22 protein-coding genes are annotated in these 17,516 nt (G+C 58.7%); 16 read left to right on the forward strand and 6 right to left on the reverse strand.

Annotated features, from left to right (window positions below):
- The first annotated feature begins 45 nt into the window (after window positions 1–45).
- From DIS04_RS17330 to DIS04_RS17365, 8 genes are all read left to right on the forward strand, one after another.
- Window positions 46–663: a LysE family translocator gene (locus DIS04_RS17330; protein ID WP_111415048.1), complete on the forward strand. Its 618-nt coding sequence runs from the start codon at window positions 46–48 to the stop codon at window positions 661–663.
- Between the two features lie 44 nt (window positions 664–707).
- Window positions 708–1,118 carry a VOC family protein gene (locus DIS04_RS17335; protein ID WP_111415049.1) on the forward strand — a complete coding sequence of 137 codons (411 nt, stop codon included), beginning with the start codon at window positions 708–710 and terminating at the stop codon, window positions 1,116–1,118.
- 66 nt (window positions 1,119–1,184) lie between these two features.
- Window positions 1,185–2,189 (forward strand): nucleoside recognition domain-containing protein, encoded by a 1,005-nt coding sequence (locus DIS04_RS17340; RefSeq protein WP_179951297.1) that lies wholly within the window; start codon window positions 1,185–1,187, stop codon window positions 2,187–2,189.
- Window positions 2,190–2,407: 218 nt separating this feature from the next.
- On the forward strand, window positions 2,408–2,785 hold the full coding sequence (locus DIS04_RS17345) for a CidA/LrgA family protein (protein ID WP_111415050.1): 378 nt from the start codon (window positions 2,408–2,410) through the stop codon (window positions 2,783–2,785).
- Window positions 2,782–3,492 carry an LrgB family protein gene (locus tag DIS04_RS17350; RefSeq protein ID WP_111415051.1) on the forward strand — a complete coding sequence of 237 codons (711 nt, stop codon included), beginning with the start codon at window positions 2,782–2,784 and terminating at the stop codon, window positions 3,490–3,492. The genes DIS04_RS17345 and DIS04_RS17350 overlap by 4 nt, the downstream gene beginning before the upstream one ends.
- 126 nt (window positions 3,493–3,618) lie before the next feature.
- On the forward strand, window positions 3,619–4,191 hold the full coding sequence (locus tag DIS04_RS17355) for a sugar O-acetyltransferase (RefSeq protein WP_111415052.1): 573 nt from the start codon (window positions 3,619–3,621) through the stop codon (window positions 4,189–4,191).
- An 81-nt stretch (window positions 4,192–4,272) separates the two neighbouring features.
- Window positions 4,273–4,860 carry a YdeI/OmpD-associated family protein gene (locus DIS04_RS17360; RefSeq protein WP_111415053.1) on the forward strand — a complete coding sequence of 196 codons (588 nt, stop codon included), beginning with the start codon at window positions 4,273–4,275 and terminating at the stop codon, window positions 4,858–4,860.
- A 41-nt stretch (window positions 4,861–4,901) separates the two neighbouring features.
- Window positions 4,902–5,450: a dihydrofolate reductase family protein gene (locus tag DIS04_RS17365; RefSeq protein ID WP_111415054.1), complete on the forward strand. Its 549-nt coding sequence runs from the start codon at window positions 4,902–4,904 to the stop codon at window positions 5,448–5,450.
- Window positions 5,451–5,469: 19 nt separating this feature from the next.
- Here the strand turns inward: DIS04_RS17365 and DIS04_RS17370 are convergent, their stop codons facing one another.
- Window positions 5,470–5,676, reverse strand: coding sequence for a hypothetical protein (locus DIS04_RS17370; protein WP_111415055.1), 207 nt, complete (start codon window positions 5,674–5,676; stop codon window positions 5,470–5,472).
- A gap of 481 nt (window positions 5,677–6,157) precedes the next feature.
- Between DIS04_RS17370 and DIS04_RS17375 the strand changes: the two genes are divergently transcribed.
- The 3 genes from DIS04_RS17375 (at window position 6,158) to DIS04_RS17385 (ending at window position 9,132) form a co-directional block, all read left to right on the forward strand.
- A complete protein-coding gene (locus DIS04_RS17375; protein WP_111415056.1) occupies window positions 6,158–6,778 on the forward strand; it encodes a class I SAM-dependent methyltransferase in 621 nt (206 codons plus the stop codon).
- A gap of 155 nt (window positions 6,779–6,933) precedes the next feature.
- Complete coding sequence (locus tag DIS04_RS17380) at window positions 6,934–8,067, forward strand: endonuclease/exonuclease/phosphatase family protein (RefSeq protein ID WP_111415057.1); 1,134 nt, start codon at window positions 6,934–6,936, stop codon at window positions 8,065–8,067.
- Window positions 8,068–8,358: 291 nt separating this feature from the next.
- Entirely contained in the window at window positions 8,359–9,132 is a 774-nt protein-coding gene (locus DIS04_RS17385; protein ID WP_218938186.1) for an NERD domain-containing protein, read from the forward strand.
- 179 nt (window positions 9,133–9,311) lie between these two features.
- Here DIS04_RS17385 and DIS04_RS20525 read toward each other — a convergent pair whose 3' ends face one another.
- The gene (locus tag DIS04_RS20525; RefSeq protein ID WP_162623107.1) at window positions 9,312–9,551 is read right to left on the reverse strand and encodes a hypothetical protein; all 240 of its coding nucleotides are present in this window, start codon (window positions 9,549–9,551) and stop codon (window positions 9,312–9,314) included.
- 62 nt (window positions 9,552–9,613) lie between these two features.
- Window positions 9,614–9,985 carry a site-specific integrase gene (locus DIS04_RS20980; protein WP_218938187.1) on the reverse strand — a complete coding sequence of 124 codons (372 nt, stop codon included), beginning with the start codon at window positions 9,983–9,985 and terminating at the stop codon, window positions 9,614–9,616.
- Window positions 9,986–10,203: 218 nt separating this feature from the next.
- On the opposite strand from DIS04_RS20980, the gene DIS04_RS20530 reads away from it, so the two are divergent.
- The 5 genes from DIS04_RS20530 to DIS04_RS17415 all read left to right on the forward strand — a co-directional run bounded on the left by DIS04_RS20530 (window position 10,204) and on the right by DIS04_RS17415 (window position 14,029).
- Complete coding sequence (locus DIS04_RS20530) at window positions 10,204–10,665, forward strand: hypothetical protein (RefSeq protein WP_162623108.1); 462 nt, start codon at window positions 10,204–10,206, stop codon at window positions 10,663–10,665.
- Between the two features lie 87 nt (window positions 10,666–10,752).
- Entirely contained in the window at window positions 10,753–12,042 is a 1,290-nt protein-coding gene (locus tag DIS04_RS17400) for a hypothetical protein (RefSeq protein ID WP_111415060.1), read from the forward strand.
- Window positions 12,043–12,464: 422 nt separating this feature from the next.
- The gene (locus DIS04_RS20675; protein WP_218938188.1) at window positions 12,465–12,872 is read left to right on the forward strand and encodes a hypothetical protein; all 408 of its coding nucleotides are present in this window, start codon (window positions 12,465–12,467) and stop codon (window positions 12,870–12,872) included.
- Window positions 12,873–12,911: 39 nt separating this feature from the next.
- The gene (locus tag DIS04_RS17410) at window positions 12,912–13,370 is read left to right on the forward strand and encodes a hypothetical protein (protein ID WP_111415061.1); all 459 of its coding nucleotides are present in this window, start codon (window positions 12,912–12,914) and stop codon (window positions 13,368–13,370) included.
- A gap of 173 nt (window positions 13,371–13,543) precedes the next feature.
- Entirely contained in the window at window positions 13,544–14,029 is a 486-nt protein-coding gene (locus DIS04_RS17415) for a VOC family protein (RefSeq protein ID WP_111415062.1), read from the forward strand.
- Window positions 14,030–14,125: 96 nt separating this feature from the next.
- On the opposite strand, the gene DIS04_RS17420 is transcribed toward DIS04_RS17415, so the two are convergent.
- The 3 genes from DIS04_RS17420 to DIS04_RS17430 form a co-directional block, all read right to left on the reverse strand.
- Window positions 14,126–15,619 (reverse strand): tripartite tricarboxylate transporter permease, encoded by a 1,494-nt coding sequence (locus tag DIS04_RS17420; RefSeq protein WP_245904596.1) that lies wholly within the window; start codon window positions 15,617–15,619, stop codon window positions 14,126–14,128.
- A 29-nt stretch (window positions 15,620–15,648) separates the two neighbouring features.
- Window positions 15,649–16,116 carry a tripartite tricarboxylate transporter TctB family protein gene (locus DIS04_RS17425; protein WP_162623109.1) on the reverse strand — a complete coding sequence of 156 codons (468 nt, stop codon included), beginning with the start codon at window positions 16,114–16,116 and terminating at the stop codon, window positions 15,649–15,651.
- Window positions 16,117–16,283: 167 nt separating this feature from the next.
- Entirely contained in the window at window positions 16,284–17,240 is a 957-nt protein-coding gene (locus DIS04_RS17430) for a Bug family tripartite tricarboxylate transporter substrate binding protein (protein ID WP_111415065.1), read from the reverse strand.
- Window positions 17,241–17,516: the final 276 nt, after the last annotated feature.

Raw genomic sequence — 17,516 nt, forward strand, 5'->3', positions numbered from 1 at the left:
GCCGCCCCGGGCGAGGCGACACAACAAGACATCAGGAAAGCGACCATGGACCTGACGACGCTATTGCTGTTCATACCGGCCTGCTTCGCGCTCAACCTGGCGCCGGGCCCCAACAACCTGCTCTCCATGAGCAATGCCAAGCGCTACGGCGTCAACGTCGCCTGCCTGGCGGGGATCGGCCGCCTGGTCGCGTTCGTGGCGATGATTGCGCTGGCGGCCTCCGGGCTTGCCACGCTGCTGTATGCATCGGAAAAGTTGTTCCTGGTCATCAAGCTGCTGGGGGCCGCTTACCTGTTCTGGCTGGCCTACCAGCTGTGGTTCGCCGCGCCCGGTGAAGAGTGTGAGCAGGAAGAGCGGCAGCGCAGCCTGCTGGGGCTGGCACGCCAGGAATTCCTGCTGGCGGCCGGCAATCCCAAGGCGATCCTGATCTTCACCGCCTTCCTGCCGCAGTTCGTCGACCCTGCAGGCCCCGTTGCGCTGCAGTTCACGGTGCTCGGGGCGCTCTTCCTGCTGCTCGAATGGGTCGCCATCGCCGGCTACGCCTGTGTCGGCGCTTTCCTGCGCCAGTGGTTCTCGCGCCCCGCCATGCGGCGGCTGTTCAATCGTGGCTGTGCGGCGCTGCTTGGCAGTGCCGGGGTGGGCCTGCTGGTGGCTCGTCGCTGATGACGAGCGGCAGTGTTCGTTGGCCAGGCAAGAGGAGAGGCACCATGAAACCCAGAATCAGCATGATCACGCTCGGCGTCCGCGACCTGGCGGCGTCGATTCGCTTCTACGAAGAGGGGCTGGGCCTGCCCCGTATGGAGTCGCCGCCCGAAGTGGCCTTCTTCACCCTCGACGGTACCTGGCTCGCGCTCTACGGCCGCGAGGCGCTGGCCGAGGATGCGGGCGTCCCTGCCGAAGGCAGCGGCTTTACCGGCATCGCCCTGGCCCATAACCTGGCCACCGAAGCCGAGGTCGACGAGCTGCTGGAGCAGGCGGTCGCCGCCGGCGCCAGGCTGGTCAAGCCCGGCCAGAAGGTGTTCTGGGGCGGCTACTCGGGGTATTTCTCCGACCCGGACGGGTACCTCTGGGAAGTGGCCCACAACCCCTTCGTCTGGATCGGACCCAAGGACGAGTAGCGCATGGCAAGCAATTGCACGCGCCTGGCGATAAACTAGGCAGCTGCTCCATTGATGGAATCACCCATGACACAACGACGCCTTGCCTCGCTCCCCGGCACGGTGGGCAGTTTGCTGCGCGAAGCATGGAAAGTTTACTGGACCCTGCTCAAGGTGATGGTGCCGGCACTGCTGATCGTCAAGGCGCTCGAGATGCTGGGCATGACCGAGCTGCTCGGCCACTGGCTCGCGCCCTTGATGGCGCCGCTGGGACTGCCCGAACCGCTGAGCCTGGTGTGGGCCGCCACGCTGCTGACCAATATCTATACCGGTCTGGTCATCTTCTTCGAAGTCACGCGGGATGCGCCGCTGACCGTGGCGCAGGTGACGGTGCTGGGGGCGCTGATGGCCGTAGGGCACTCGCTGCCGATAGAAGGGGCCGTGGCACGCATGGCCGGCGTGCCCTGGTGGATGACCGTGCTGCTGCGAGTCGGCGGCGCCTGGCTGCTGGGTTGGTTGCTGCACCTGAGCTATGCGTGGGGAGGCTGGCTTCAGCACGCCAACCACGTGGTGTGGCAGCCTTCCGCCCAGGAGTCGACCCTGGCGGCCTGGCTGCAGGGCCAGGCCGCGACGCTGGCGACCATCTTCGTGGTGATCTTCGCGCTGATGAGCTTGCTCAGGCTGCTGCACTGGCTGGGTGTCGAGCGGCTGATCCACAAGCTGCTCTATCCGCTGCTGAGGCTGCTGGGCATCGGCCCGGCAGGCGCCAACATCACCGTGATCGGCATCACCCTGGGGCTCACCTTCGGTGCCGGCCTGCTGCTGCGCGAGGCGCGCTCTGGCCGCCTGGCCCCGCGGGACATCCTGCTAACGCTCTGCTTCCTCGGCCTCTGCCACAGCCTGATCGAGGATACGCTGCTGATCATGCTGCTGGGGGCGGATCTCTCCGGCCTGCTGTGGGCGCGGCTCGGCTTCGCGCTGGTGGTCATCGCCCTGCTGGCCAGGCTGCCATGGCTGAAGCGCGCCCAGCTGCCGGCGTGGCTGTTTGCCGAACGTGCCTTGCCTGATGCCAGGCCTCACACAGGAGGGTGATGGGGCGGCGGTGTACGCTCAATGCCCTGTTATGGGTGCTGGCGGGTAGGTAAACGCTTACTGGGGCGGGGGTATTGCGCAGCGGCAAGTGAGCAGGGGGGCAGTAACATCCCCGCTCAAACGATAGCGTGATAATCTTTTCCGTAAAGACCCTATCGTGGCTGACTGCTCTTCCGCAGCCACGAGCGGGACACCTTTCCGGGCCGAATGGAGATGGCATGAAGTTGTTGCGAGGGTTCCTGTGGCTGCTCGGTTTCCAACTGCTCGGCCACGCTGTCGTCGAGCTGCTGTCGCTGCCGGTCTCCCACGCCATGGCAGGGCTGCTGTTGCTGCTGGGCTGGCTGCTCGCCAAGCGGCGGCTGAACGAGAGCGTGGCCACGGCCAGCCAGGCGCTGATCCCGCTGCTCGCCATGCTGATCATGCCCGGCGTGGTGGGCGTGTTTTTCGTGATCGACGAGTTCGCCGGCCACTGGACGGCGATCATGGTCGCCCTGGGGGTGGGCACCTTCCTCAGCGTGCTGACCACGCTCTGGCTGATGCGGCGCTTCATGCCCCGCGAGGCCGCCAATGCCGACGAGCGGGAGCGCCAGCCATGAGCGAGCTGCATGCTTCCCTGATCGACACGCCGATTCTCGCCGTTGCGCTGACTCTGGCCGCCTATCTCGGCGGCATCCACCTGTTCGAGCGGATGGGCCGACCGAGCTGGTGCCCCGCGGTGCTGATCGGCGCCGTGCTCACCGCGGCCAGCCTGTGGCTGCTGCGCTACGACTATGCCGACTACCAGCGTAACGTGACCTGGCTGACCCTGCTGCTGGGCCCCGCCACCGTGGCGCTGGCGGTGCCGCTCTACCAGCAGCGCCAGCATATCTTTGCGCTGTGGAAGCCGATCCTCTGCTGCCTGCCCCTCGCCGCCGCCCTGGCCGCGCTCTATGCCGTGCTGATCGCCTGGCTGCTGGGGGCGCCGCCCGACGTGCTGGCCTCGCTGGCGCCGAAGTCGGTCACCGCACCGTTGGCCATGGGCATCATCGAGCAGATCGGCGGCTCGCTCTCGCTGATGCTGGGCGGGCTGCTGATCACCGGCGTGCTGACCACCATCTTCGTCTCACTGCTGGCGCGCCTGCTCAAGATCGATGACAAGCGCCTCCTCGGCTTCGCCCTCGGCGTGAACGGCCACGCCATCGGCATCGTGCGCGCCTTCGAACTCGGCCCCACCGCCGGCGCCTTCGCCTCGCTCGGCATGAGCCTGACGGGCATATTCACCGCGCTGTTCCTGCCGCTGGTGTGGCGGCTGTTTGGCCTGTGATGTGACGCTGTCTCGTACGGTTCGCTGGCGGCCCCGTCAGCACGAGACCGTTTCCGACGGGTGGTCTTGAGTGCGTAGATCCTGCCGTTTGAATGGGCTGTATATCGCCAAACACATGAGGGAACGATGCGTACGGAAAAAGAGAAGATGCTGGCCGGTGAACTCTACGACCCGCGCGATACCCAGCTCCTGAGCGAGCGCCGCCGCGCCCGCCTGCTGACCAAGGCCTTCAACGATACGAGCGACGATCAGGGCCGAGAGCGCAAGCGACTTCTGGGCGAGCTGTTCGGCGCCATCGGCAAGGGCACCTTCATCGAGCCGCCGTTCCACTGCGACTACGGCGGTAACATCGCGTTGGGCGAGCGGGTCTTCATGAACTTCAACTGCGTGATTCTCGACGTGGCGCAGGTCACCATCGGCAACCACGTGCTGTTCGGCCCGGGCGTGCAGGTCTATACCGCCACTCACCCGCTCGATGCCGAGCAGCGCCGCGGCGGGCTGGAAGCCGCCAGTCCCATCACCATCGACGACGATGTCTGGATCGGCGGCGGGGCGATTCTCTGCCCCGGCGTCACCATCGGCGCCCGCTCGGTCATCGGCGCGGGCAGCGTGGTGACCAAGGACATCCCCGAGGACGTGTTCGCCGGCGGCAACCCCTGCCGAGTGATACGCTCCCTCGTGAGTGGTGAATCGCACTAAGGGGAGTCTGACAGGGCTACGGTGTAAGTAAGCACTGACTGGGGCGAAGCGCTCATTCAATAGCTCAAGAGAGGAGAGGCAATGAAAACAACAAATCCAAAAGTCGCAGCGCTCTTGAACAAGGCCGAGTGGCAGGAAGAGAAAAAGAAGCTGCGGGCCATGCTGCTTGAATGCGGGTTGGGGGAAGACGTGAAGTGGGGGAAACTCTGCTACTCGTTACAAGGCAACAACGTGGCCATCATCTTTGCAATGAAGTCATACTGCGCATTCGGTTTCTTCAAGGGCAGCTTGTTGAAGGACCCCGAAGGCATTCTCGTCGCGCCGGGTGAGCATTCCCAGGCGATGCGTCAGGTTCGTTTTACCCAGGCGCAAGAAATCGATGCATTGGCGGCAACGTTGAAAGCCTATCTTCATGAAGCCATAGCGATAGAAAAGGCCGGCCTGACGGTGGATTTCAAGGAGAAGCACGAACTGGAATATCCCGAAGAATTCCAGGTGGCGCTGGACGGCAACGCGGCGTTGAAAGCTGCCTTCGAAGCACTCACGCCGGGGCGTCAGCGGGGTTATATCCTTCATTTCTCCGGTGCCAAGCAGTCCAGTACGCGAGCATCGAGAATCGAGAAGTGCGTACCGACCATTCTCGCGGGTAAGGGACTGAATGACCGCTGAGGCCGCCGGAAGAGCGCCTTAACAATCGGAGCCGAAATACCATGAAGACTCAGTACTACACCGCCACGAGCCTCGATGGCTTCATCGCCACCGAAGACGATTCCCTGGACTGGCTGTTTCCCCTTGGTGATATCAACGACACCAGCTATCCCGAATTCATTGCGGAAGTGGGCGCGCTGGCCATGGGCTCCACCACCTATGAATGGATGCTGCGCCATTCCGAAAAAGTTGCCGAGGAAACCGGCTCGGCATGGCCCTATACGCAGCCCACCTGGGTCTTCTCGCACCGCAAACTGCCGAGCATCGAGGGTGGGGATATTCGCTTCGTGCAGGGCGGCGTCGCGCCCGTTCATGCCGAGATGGTGAGAGCGGCAGGCGGAAAGAACCTCTGGATCGTGGGCGGTGGCGACCTGGCCGGCCAATTCCATGACGCCGGCCTGCTGGATGAAATTCTCGTGCAGGTGGGCTCGGTCACCCTGGGCAGCGGCAAGCCGCTGTTTCCACGCCGTATCAGCAACCCGCCGCTGGAGCTGGTCTCCGTCCGCCAGGTGGGCACGGGCTTTGCGGAGCTGCGCTACACGGTGCCGTAAGCCAGAGGAACGCTGCTCTTCAGACCATCAATGCCCGGCTGTGCTCCAGCTGACGCTGGGCTTCGGCCAGCGTGTGGGTTTTGCCACTCCAGGGCAGACGCTCGCCTGCCTGGCGGAGGTGGTACTCGATCTGGCATCGGTCCTCGTCGTCCAGGATCTCGTAGCGGTGGATCTGGTCGCCGAACTCGTTGCACCACCAGTCGTCAGGAAATTGGGTCCAGTTCATGGCGTTACCTCCACTGGCGCAGCGGCGCCAGGATTCTTCAGTTCACTACAGCGCGCTTGCGCTCGGCTTTGATCCCGTCTGCTCGGCGGGCTTCATGGCGCCAAAGCGCCTCTCCATCCACTAGGCACTGCCGTAGTTGTCGCCGCTCAGATACACTAATCGTGCATTTGGTAACATTCGGTTTCATTTAGCCTAGTACAGAGTTTATCGGCGTGCCCATCCCAATCTTGAGCATTTTTTTGCGAGGCCTTGGGAGGACACAGCGGCGCCGCGTGGGGCCACGCCGTGGCCTCCTCCAGTTATATGGGCGGCCATATCTCTAGCCACAGCGCCCACCAGCAGGGTATGCCAAGGTAAGTAAGCACTGACTGGAGGGGTGGGCTTCCCCTCGCTATGCTGAGCCCAAACCAACGCCAGGGTATCGGCCCCGCTGATCGAGATACCAGGTGCCGTGGGTGATGGGGATACATGGATTAAATCAATGAAAAATGCCAGAGCGTTCTGGGACAACAGCGCGGCACGCTACGCCAAGCGCCCCATTCGCGACGAGGATGCGTACCGCAGGAAGCTCGCCATCACCCAGGAGTACCTGCGTCCGGATAGCCGCGTGCTGGAGTTCGGCTGCGGTACGGGGAGCACAGCGATCATTCATGCGCCCCACGTCAAGAACATCGTCGCCATCGATATCTCCGATCAGATGCTGGAGATCGCCGAGCGGAAGGCGCGCGATGCCGGCGTCGAGAACATCACCTTCAAACAAGGCACCTTGGGCGGGGTAGAGCTGGAGAAGGCGGGTTTCGATGCCGTCCTGGGGCTCAACATCCTGCACCTGCTCGAAGACCTGGAAGCGACGCTGGCCAGGGTCCACAGCCTGCTCAAGCCCGGCGGCGTGTTCGTCTCCAGCACCGTCCTGATCGGCGATATCAACTTCCTGCTGCGCCTGGTGATTCCGCCCATGCAGGTGCTGGGGTTCGCTCCCTATGTGAACCGCTTCGGCAAGCAGGCGCTGATCGATAAGCTGACTGGCGCTGGGCTCTCCATCGAACGGGAGTGGCAGCCCGGTAAGGCGACGGTATTCATCGTTGCCAGAAAGGGCGCATAGACGGTTCACCAGTCTGACCTGAGCATTGAATATCCTGGAAGCGTCAACCGGCCCGCCCGCCAGCACTTCCACTGTTGTGCCGTGTCGAGCGGATGAGCCAGGCGTTAGCGTGAACGACTACAGTGAAAGCATACAGTCGATACACGCGAGGTGACATGGCGGCAACCCTCCTTCTCTGGGCGACACGATTGCTGACGCTGCTGCTGATGGCGGTAAGCGTGCTGCCCCTGTTTCCCAGCGGGCAGTGGTGGATTCGGCTGTGGGAATTTCCTCGTCCGCAGTTGGCCTGGGCGCTGCTGTTGCCCCTGGGGCTACTGGCAATCCATGCGTGGCGGTATCGGCCGCGAGCGGAGCACGGGGTGCTGCTGGTGGCACTCCTCGGTACAGGGGCATGGCAGCTGTCGCACATTTTGCCGTTCACCTCGCTCTGGCCGGCCGAGGTACCCGCCGCCGAGAACGAACCCGACGAGGCCCGGGCGACGTTCAAGATGCTTACCGCGAATGTCACCTACAGCAATGACCGCTACGACGAGCTGCTCGACAGGGTCCGGCGCGAAGATGCGGATATCCTGCTGCTGATCGAGGTCGATCGGGCCTGGGCCGAGGCGCTGGAGCCACTCGACGAACACTACCCGCATCGCGTCGGGGAGGTGCGGGGCGAGGGGCTGGGCATCGTGCTCTGGTCACGCTTCCCGCTGCTCGAGCAGGAGGTCAAGCACCTGGTATCCGATCGCCGGCCATCGGTCTTCGCTACCCTGGAGCTGCCGGAAGTGGGGCCGGTACGCTATGTCGGCATCCATCCCGTCCCGCCGGGGCTGCGCGACAGGATCGCCCGCAACGACGAGAAGAGCGAGCGTCGCGACAGCCGGGTTCGCGACGCGGAGCTGATGCTCGTCGCCCGGCATGTCGAAGAAGACCCCGACAACCGCTGGATCGTTACCGGCGACTTCAACGACGTCGCCTGGTCCGATACCACCCGGCTGTTCTCGGACCTGAGCGACCTGAAGGATCCACGCCGCGGCCGCGCGCTACTGAACACTTACCCTGTAGGAAAGCCGTTGTTGCGCTACCCCATCGACCATCTGTTCGTCTCCGACGGCTTTCACCTGGTCGATATGGACCGGGTAAGGATGCCCGGCTCCGACCACTTCGGGATTAGCGCCGAGTTTTCCGTCGCGCAGAAGGACCGAGAGAAGTCGGACGCTTCCGCCGAAGAGCAGCAAGAGGCCAGCGAGATGATCGAAGAAGGCGACGAAGATGCCGACGAGCATGGCGTCAGCTCGGACTAGCCACCCCCGGCATGGGGACTTCTTCACTGTTCCTGGCCAAGGAAAGCATCGACCAGGCAGGGAGGAGCCATGCAGCCTCAAGTATCGATGCCGAGTCGCTTACCGTCTCACTGAAACCTGAAAAACCGGCCCATGTAAGAGAAGGCTTACATGGCGTAAGCATTTGCCCTTACCGACACGACCAAGGTCAAATTTCAGGTTCGTTACGTAGATTTACACGCAAGATGGCGTTAGCGTTGGGCTAAGCGAGCTGAACCAATGGCTCTGCGCCGGACCAGAGCGAGACGCGCCTTGGACTACACCTCGATCTTTTTTGAAGCCGTGCGCCCGCTGTGGTGGATTCTCCTCGTCGCGCTGGCGCTCGGCATCCTCAAGTCCCGCTGGTTCAAGGGCCTGTTCGGCGAGGCCTTCGTCAAGCTGATCGCCAGGGTACGGCTACCGGCGGATGAGTACCGGGGAATCCACAACGTCACGCTCCCCACGCCCGGGGGCACCACCCAGATCGATCACATCTTGGTCTCTCGCTACGGCATCTTCGTCATCGAGACTAAGCACATGACGGGCTGGATCTTCGGCAGCGAGCAGCAGGCGCAGTGGACCCAGAAGCTCTACCGCAAGACCTTCAAGTTCCAGAACCCGCTGCGCCAGAACTACAAGCACGTGAAGGCGCTGGAAGCCCTGCTAGACGTGCCTGTGGAAGCCATCCACTCCGTGGTCGTCTTCTCGGGCAGCGCCGTGTTCAAGACCAGCATGCCCGACAACGTCACCATCGGCGGCGGCTATGTGCGCTACATCAAGTCGTTCCGCGAACCAGTGCTGAACGATTTCCAGGTCCGGGAAGCCTTGAGAAGAATCGAAACCGGCCGATTGACGCCCAGCCGTGAAACGCACCGTCAGCACGTCAAGCAGCTCAAGGCCCGCTTCGAATCCAGCTCCGATCGAACCTGCTCGAAGTGCGGCAGCGCCATGGTGCTGCGCACCGCGAAACGCGGCGCGAACGCCGGCAACCGATTCTGGGGCTGCTCGGCCTTTCCCAAGTGCAGGGAGGTGCAGGATGTGGCGTAGAGCTGGGTAACAGGCGAGGGGAGTATCAATGCATGCCGGAAGTTGATACTTCAATGTTCGTGATTCCGGCCACTCCATAAGGAGCATGTCATGTCTAAAGGCAGCAGTGGTGGAAAAGGTGCCGGCGCAAGTGGCAGCAAAGGTGGTGGTGGCAAAGGCGCAGGACGTGGGCCTTCCAGTCATCCTGGGCCGGGTGGGAACTGGCCATCCACTTCGGGTAATCCATCTGGTGGCGATCGCGGTAATGCTCCGTCAAAAGGCAGTAGATAAGGGGTTTTGGTTGGCTGCAGCATGCCTCGCTTGATGGCGTAGAGATTGTCTGGAGGAGGCCGGGCGTCATTGATGAAACTGAGCAAGCGTTTGAGCTTCTCGGGGTCTGAGATGGCGCCTGGTAATTCGATGGCGACGGCTACCTGCATCGTACGACTCTTTTCCTTAAGATGCGGCGGCCTATGCCGATGGTTCATTTAGTTAGCAGTAATTAATTAAAATCATATGCCTCAAAGCGTGTTCTCATCGCGATGGAGGCATGCGGGCGGCCTGTGAACGCCATGAAGGGGGCTGGTGAGCAGCATCCCCTGGCGGTAGCGTGCCTGAATGACTCGATATTCCATACCCCAGCTTCTTCGCCTGGTTCTACATGGCGGCTGACACATGGCGTTCTACCGCAAGGTGCTCCAGAAAGGCGCGTACCTCGAACCCCCCATGTTGAAGGATGGCGCATGCCATGGAAGCGAATGAAGTAGCGTATCCAATAGCAGTAGGTTTTCTCGGTACGCGGGCTGTAGCGCTTCACCCGCATGGTGGCCTTCACACGGTCCATCAGCTTCGGCGGTCTGATATGCGTATCCATAGAGCAGCCCCCTCATGATCCGTATATGCATACAATGTTATTGGTTCTGGCAAAACGCGCAAGCGCGCGAATTCTGCATAGGTGTCCGAGCTATACTTAGGTTGAAGAAAAATCAATGAGTTAGAATAAAGGAAGCGCGTCAGATAATATTGTTGAACGCGCAGGCTGTTCATTCAATATCAGGACGCGCAGTCCAATCACTGTTAAATGTGGGGAAGATGACCTCGTATAACTATCCTGAACTCATACTTCAAAAGACCGCTGATCTTCCCAAGATCGTAGGTTTGTCGCTGGAGAAAGCGTTGGTTAACTACGTTGCAGATGAGTTCAATGTGCTCTATCTGAAAGCTGGTGGCCGCTGGTTCGCTACTCAGCCTGAGATTGGTGGTGAGATTCTGGGATTTCATGAACTGGGGGCATCACCCAAAGAAAGACACACTTCCGACGGCAGTGGCATTGTGGGTTTTGCTATGTTCGATCGGTTTATGGGAGCTCAGGTAACTGCTGTTCGGCAAATGGGTGAAGCCTGGAACGGACACGGTTTTGAGCTGAGCTTCGATGGGATTGTGGACCATACTCTGTTGGTGCAATCCATATGTACGGGGTCTGAGCCCGAAGATTATTCAGACTGTTTGCGGCTGGGGGTTGGAAGTTATGTGCATGTCGCGAATTGCATTTAACCAAACGCGTCACTAGGATGCCCTTTACGCCGCTCCGCTCTGTAAAGGCCACCGGTGCGCTCTGCGTTATAAGCTCAAGGAAGCATTGTGAGTAAGTCAAAGAAGATCATTGACAATCCAACAAGTGCAGAACTGTTAAAGCAGTTCGCGGCTTTTGAGAGCTTGGAAGCCCTTTACAAAGCTTTTCCATTTGCTCGTAGAATCTTCCCTAAAATGGAAGATGCCTTCAATGAATTCAATAAGATTAAAAAACAAGCGGAAATATTGGGGGCCCCAGACCAGTTCAATGAGCGTTTTGCGAATCTAGGCTGGATCGCATATGAGTCCATGAACATAGAGGTAATGCAGAAAGCAATAAATATTTGTGATGCTGAGGGGAAGGAGCCAGCGGAACAATACCTAGCCGATTCCTATGGCGAAGAAGAGTTAAAGTGGGGAATATTAAGATTTAATGGAAATCGTCATTTTGGAAAAAGAGTAAGGCTCGCGGAGTTAGCTAGAGAGGATTACTTAGCTGGTAGGTATCATGCGTGTGTACCGCTGTTGCTGAGCTTGCTGGATGGTCTCGTAAACGATGTGTCGAAGCATGTAGGTTTTTTTGCTGAGAACGTCGATTTGACAGCTTGGGATTGCATAGCAGCTCATGAGTCAGGTCTTCAAACACTAGCTTCAATTCTCACTAAAGGCAGAAATAAAACGAATGAAGACGCTATATCAATCCCATACAGAAACGGGATTCTTCATGGTCGCGAGTTAGCCTTTGATAACAAAGTAGTGGCAGCGAAGTGCTGGGCTGCTCTCTTTGCGGCGAGAGACTGGGCTGGAGCGCTTGATGATGGGAAAAAGGAGCCAAAACCAAAAGAAGAGGTGAGCTGGAAACAGCTATTTAAGCAAATCTCTGAAACAAACCTTTTGAAGAAGTCCATTGAAGAATGGAAGCCGAGAGTATCTGAGAATATTCCATACCTGCCATTTGAAGGGGATCTTTCCCATTTGCCTGAAAATACACCTGAACATGCGGTGGCTGCCTTTTTAGATCATTGGTGCAATAAGCGGTTTGGCCTTATCGCTGAGGCCCTTTTATATTTTACCGATACCCCTAAGGGAAAGAAGGCCGGTATGGCACGGCAAGATTTTGGTAATCATATACCGGTATCATTTAAACTATTGGATATAGATGACCAAGCTGCTGCCGTTTCTCACGTAATAGCGGAGCTGTGTTTTGAAGTTGATGGTCAACAAAAATTTAAAGAAGTTTCAGTGCACGCAATATACCAAGACTTAGAGAATAATCCATCTGTCCGATCTATGCCCAATGGGCACTGGAGGATAGTTCAAAATTCTTTCTCTGACATCATACATGCGCCCAGCTTATAACAAGTTGCTGCACTCGGAAAAATCACTCGCTGCGCTCGCAATTTTCCGGTGAGCAAGGCGTTAGCCGTAAATAGAGCATCGGACCTCCCCTTATGAGTTCACCTTTAGACGATAAAAAAAATGACCTTATAGCCTCTGCCGGGAGGTCCATTTTGGGAGTGGTTCCATTTGCAGGACCTTTACTCGCTGAAATAGTTGATCATTTGGTGCCCGATCAGCGAATGGATCGTTTGGCGACTTATGTCAAAGAGCTTGAGAGTAGACTTTCTAGCGCAGAAGAAACGATTGTAAGAGCTTCACTAAATAAACCGGAGGGGTTAGCTCTAGCTGAGGACGGATATATTTCAGCTTCGAGAGCAGTGACGAAGGATAGGGCATCTTACATAGCATCCGTTGTTGCCAACGGACTTTCGGTTTAAGAAATGTCTGAAAGCCGCCAGCGGTACCTACTAAATCTACTTTCAGAACTCAATGATGAAGAGGTTTTATGGTTGCGTTTCTTTTTTAATCCCGTAATCGACGGAGATCATGAGTTCCGAAATAAGCATGAAAAAGTGTTTGAGCCCGCAAGAGCTTACATCGGAGCTCCAGAATCAGAAATTGAAAAGGCGTCGATTCAGGAGAGTTACAAGGAGCATCTCGAAAGATTAGGGCTGGTGGAGTCGAAGATAAAGTTTGACAGGAAAACGGGAGTACCTGAGTTCGATAAATTCTCTGGCAAACCGCGCACCAGCTATACAGACATAACCCATCTTGGGCGTATGCTGCTCAGAGAGATTGGAATGATAGAAGCCGAACCGGCTAACAAGCAAAATCAGGCGGACGCATAAATGCGCCGCTGTTTTGGGCGTTATATCTCAGGAGGCTAAGTGGATAGCTGGTTTGTTACCGATTCTGTGCAGAAGTGGCTCAAGGCGGTGGTGAATATTGGAAATTCGCTCATCGATATGTCGGAGGCGCATACCGATATTCAGCTTTCTAGCACCTACGAGCATTTTTTCGTTATTGCTGTTGGTAAGTCTCTTGAGTGGGGCGAGGAGCTCAGTGGGATTGACGACCAGAAGTACCGTGAATTCTGTCACTATCGGGATCGGCTACCTGAAGCTCGGCTGGTCCGGAATATGAGGGAGCATGATGTTGCTTACCTGAAGGGGGAAGGACGGCGACAGTCGGAGTTCGTTAAGGAGCTGGATGTGAATGACGGCAACATGAGCGCGGTCGTCGATGGAACTTCGACCATAATCTGTGATGAGGGCTACTTGATTGGGGGGCGGCTGAATGTCCAGGAGGCTGTACGGTCTGCGTCAGAGGCACTGCAAAAGATATAACCAGTCGCTCAAGTTCGCTCCGGCCCTGATCGGGCCTCCGCCGGACGGCCTTTCCGCTACGCTCCAAGGCCGCCGCTTAGCTTTGCGTTAGGCACCACCCCTGTCGATTTCGGTCAGCTCCATTCGACATTAGATTGCCACCCACAGCAATCACCCACGAAACGGAGCTGATCATGAAGCACATGGCAAAGAACACGATCTGCCTTTGGTACGATGGCGCCGCTGAGGAAGCCGCACGATTTTATGCCGAGACCTTCCCCGACTCATCGCTCGATGCGGTGCACCGCGCGCCTGGGGATTACCCAGCGGGCAAGGAGGGGAGCGTACTGACGGTCGAGTTCACCGTGTTGGGCGTGGCGTGCCTCGGACTGAACGGCGGGCCTATGTTCAAGCACAGCGAGGCGTTCTCGTTCCAGGTGGCGACCGAGGACCAGGAGGAGACGGATCGCTACTGGAACGCCATCGTCGGCAATGGCGGCGAGGAGAGCCAATGCGGGTGGTGCAAGGACAAGTGGGGCATCTCCTGGCAGATTACCCCAATCGCGCTGACGAAAGCCTTCACCAGCCCCGACCGCGCCGCCGCCAAGCGGGCATTCGAAGCCATGATGACGATGCAGAAGATCGATATCGCTAAGATCGAGGCAGCCTTTCGCGGTTGAGAAAAAATGACGGGCTTATCCAAAGCAAAGCCGCCGACGCTTCGTCAGCGTCGGCGGCTTTTTTGTGCGCCAAACATGGCGCTCAGCTGCGCTTTATTATGATGCCGAGGTAAGGCTTCTTTTGGGTCTGAATATTCTCTTGAAAAGCGGTGTGAGTACCACGAGAAGAATCAGGGCAATAATGACCTTAGAAGTCGTGCTGCTTGCCAGTGCTGTCCAGTCACCTCCACCAATGCGCAGGGCCAGTCTCAAGTTTTGCTCGGCGAATCCACCGAGTATCAAGCCAAGTACCACAGGTGGGAGCGGGAACTTAAGCTTATCCATGAAGTAGCCAACAAGGCCGAAGCCCAGCATAAGGTAAACGTCGAACATGCGACCATTGATCGAGTAAACCCCCACCAGTACCAGTGCAATGATGAAGGCACCGAGTAACGGGCGCGGCAGGCGCAGTACCTGAGCGAAGCTGTTCGTGGCCAGGGCACCACCGAGTACGATCAGCAGGATGGCGGCGAACAGGAACTGCCACATGAAGCCGAACACGATGTCGGGGTTGTCTCGGAAGAGCATCGGGCCGGGCTGTAGGCCGTGGATCAGCAGACCACCGAGCATCACCGCCGCTACCGCAGTACCGGGGATGCCGAGCGTCAGGGCAGGAATCAGTGCCGAGGCAGTATCGGCATTGTTAGAAGTCTCAGAGGCAGCTACGCCTTCAGGCTCGCCCTTGCCCCAGTCATCCGGATTGCTGGAGGCACGGCGTGCTTCGTTGTAGCTGAGGAAAGCTGCCATCGAGCCGCCGGCTCCTGGCAAGATGCCGACAAAGATGCCGATTATCGAAGAACGCAGCCAAGTCTTCCAGTATTTCAGCATACTGGGAATGGCCTTCCAGAGACTGACGGTGTTGAGCTTACCGGACATAGAGGTATCTAAATCCACGATCTCTTCCAGCAGCGCAATGGCTGGAGGCATGGCGTAGAGCCCGACGAGCAGCACCACGATGTTGATTCCGTCGAGCAGTTCCAGGTGGCCGAAGGTGTAACGGTCATAACCCGAAATGGAGTCCAGGCCGACCAGCGATACGAAGACCCCGAAACAGGCGCTCATCAGCCCTTTGAGGATATCGCCACCGAGCAGAAAGACGATTGCCGACAGGCCGAAGACGGCCACCCAGAAGACCTCGGAGGGGCCGAAAAGCAGTGTCACCTTGGCCAGCGGTGGAGCCAGCAGCATCAGCACGATGGCCGAGGCGATGCCGCCAATAGCGGAGGAGACCACGGAGACCTGCAGCGCGTAGCCCCCCTTGCCCTGCTGAGCCATGGGGTAGCCGTCGAAGCTGGTGGCCACGGCAGCGGGAGTTCCGGGAATGCGCAGCAGTACTGCCGGAATGGAGCCGCCGTACATGGCGCCGTTGTAGATGCCGGCCATCATGCCAAGTGCGACCAGCGGGTCCATGCCAAAGGTGAAGGGGATCAGCACCGAGATAGCCATGGTGGCGCTGAGCCCAGGTAGGGCGCCGATGCAGATGCCGGCAATGACGCCGATAACCACGGCGGCGAAGTTGCCTAGTGACAGCACCGCCGGGAGTGCATCCAATAAACTTCCATACATGTGTCAGCCCTCCGTCAGCGGATGAAGAATTCAGTGGGAAGGTCCTGGCCCATCATCAGGACGAAGATAACCGCGAGGCCGCCGGTGAAGATCAGGTCCGCCAGTAGTAGCCGCTTAATATTCCGATAGCCGAAGCACCACGCCACCACGGGCACCATGACCGCGGTGGTAGTGTAAAAGCCGATCAGGCTTACGCTGACCACGTAAATGCCGATGGACGTGATGATGCCGAGAAAGCGCGGCCAGGAATCGAAGGTCCGATGGCGCGGGGCCTTCACGCGTTCACTTCGATTGGCGACGAAGACCCGTAGGATCATCAGTGCGGCGAAGCCGATCAGCGCGCTTAGCATGGTGATGGGCAGTATTGAACTCATGGTCGGCATGTCTGGCGTGCGTAACAGCAGAAACCCTGCGACGACGATTATGGCGATACCGGCGATAAGGTCGGGATGCGGACCGTGCTCGGAGGCTGTCTGTTTCATGGTCGATCCTGTCTGTCTGGCTTGCTCACAGAGCGTCTTCCTCGACATGCCACCTGCGTAGTTCGAGTCGTGTGGTATGGCGGGGAGACGTCCTGTCTCGTCACGAGGCGTGCCGAGGGTGACTGGTCATGGCAGACCGGGGCGGTGGAGTGCCCCGGCCAGTCGGCTTATTTCCAGGGGGAGGTTTCCCAGACGCGCTCGGCCAGCTCGAGCTGCTCGGCGTTGAGTGCCTCGAAGTCATTTCCTGTGGTCAGTTTGACCGGATTACCGGACTTGAGCATGGCCTCACGGAACTCCGGGTCTTCATAGGTTTTCTCGAAGGCTGTGATCAGGCTGGACTCGACCTCGTCGGGCAGGCCGGCAGGTGCGATGAATCCACGCAGCGAACCGTTGACGATGTCATAGCCTTCCTCGGTGAAGGTCGGTACGTCTTCCAGCAGTTCCGAGCGCTCTTCGGTGGCGATGCCCAGCACGTTCAGTTCGTCGCGGAAGTTAACCACTTCTGACAGGTTGATAATGCCCATGGTGACGTGGCCGCCCATCAGGGCGCTGCGCGCTGGCGCGGAGCCCGAGAAGGGAACGATGGTGTACTCGGCATCGGTCACCTCCGAGAGACGGATCAGGAAGAAGTGGTCATCTCCACCTAGGCTCGACATGCTGACAGTGACGGCGCCTTCTCGTTCCTGTGCGGTGGCGACCAGTTTGTCCATAGTGTCGATGTCGCTGCTTTTGGGCGTGACGATCACATTTGGGTCGTCCACCACGTTGGCCAGGTAGGTGAAGCTGTCGGCATCGTAGTCGGCGTCGCGGTCGAGGGTGCGCGCCATCATGCCGGGCAGGTTGTAGGTGCCGATAGTGTGGCCGTCAGGCTCGGCCTGGGCCACGGCGGTGACGCCGATCTGGCCGCTCGCTCCGGGCATGTTCTTGACCACGACCGTGGCGTCGTTGCCGAGATGCTCCTCGAGAAAGGGGGCGACGGTGCGGGCCATGACGTCGGTACCACCTCCGGCGGCATAGCCAACGATTAGGTCGATCTTCTTTTCGGGGTAGTCAGCGAAGGCTTGCGTAGAGGTAACGCTGGCAAGGCAGAGAGCGGCGGCAATAGTGGAAATCCTGGCGGTCATCTTTTTGTACTCCCGTTGATATCACGTTGAGCGAAAAGGCCCGAGGCCAAGCTTCTTTGTGCAGTGAAACGTACAGCATGGCTGAATCAAAGCGAATACTTTTTAACTTTGTCGTAAGATTTGTTGCATCATGTGGGCTGGTACACTCAACGACCCCTGATGGCCAGGGTTTAGGGCTGTTGCCATGATGGAAGAAAATAATGGGTTATCGACTATGGTCGAAGACGGCTAGATGAGAAAATTGCTATTGAAAGGTGTGGGGTGTGTGAAAGCCCC

Source organism: Billgrantia lactosivorans, assembly GCF_003254665.1.
GTDB classification, from domain to species: Bacteria; Pseudomonadota; Gammaproteobacteria; order Pseudomonadales; family Halomonadaceae; genus Halomonas; species Halomonas lactosivorans.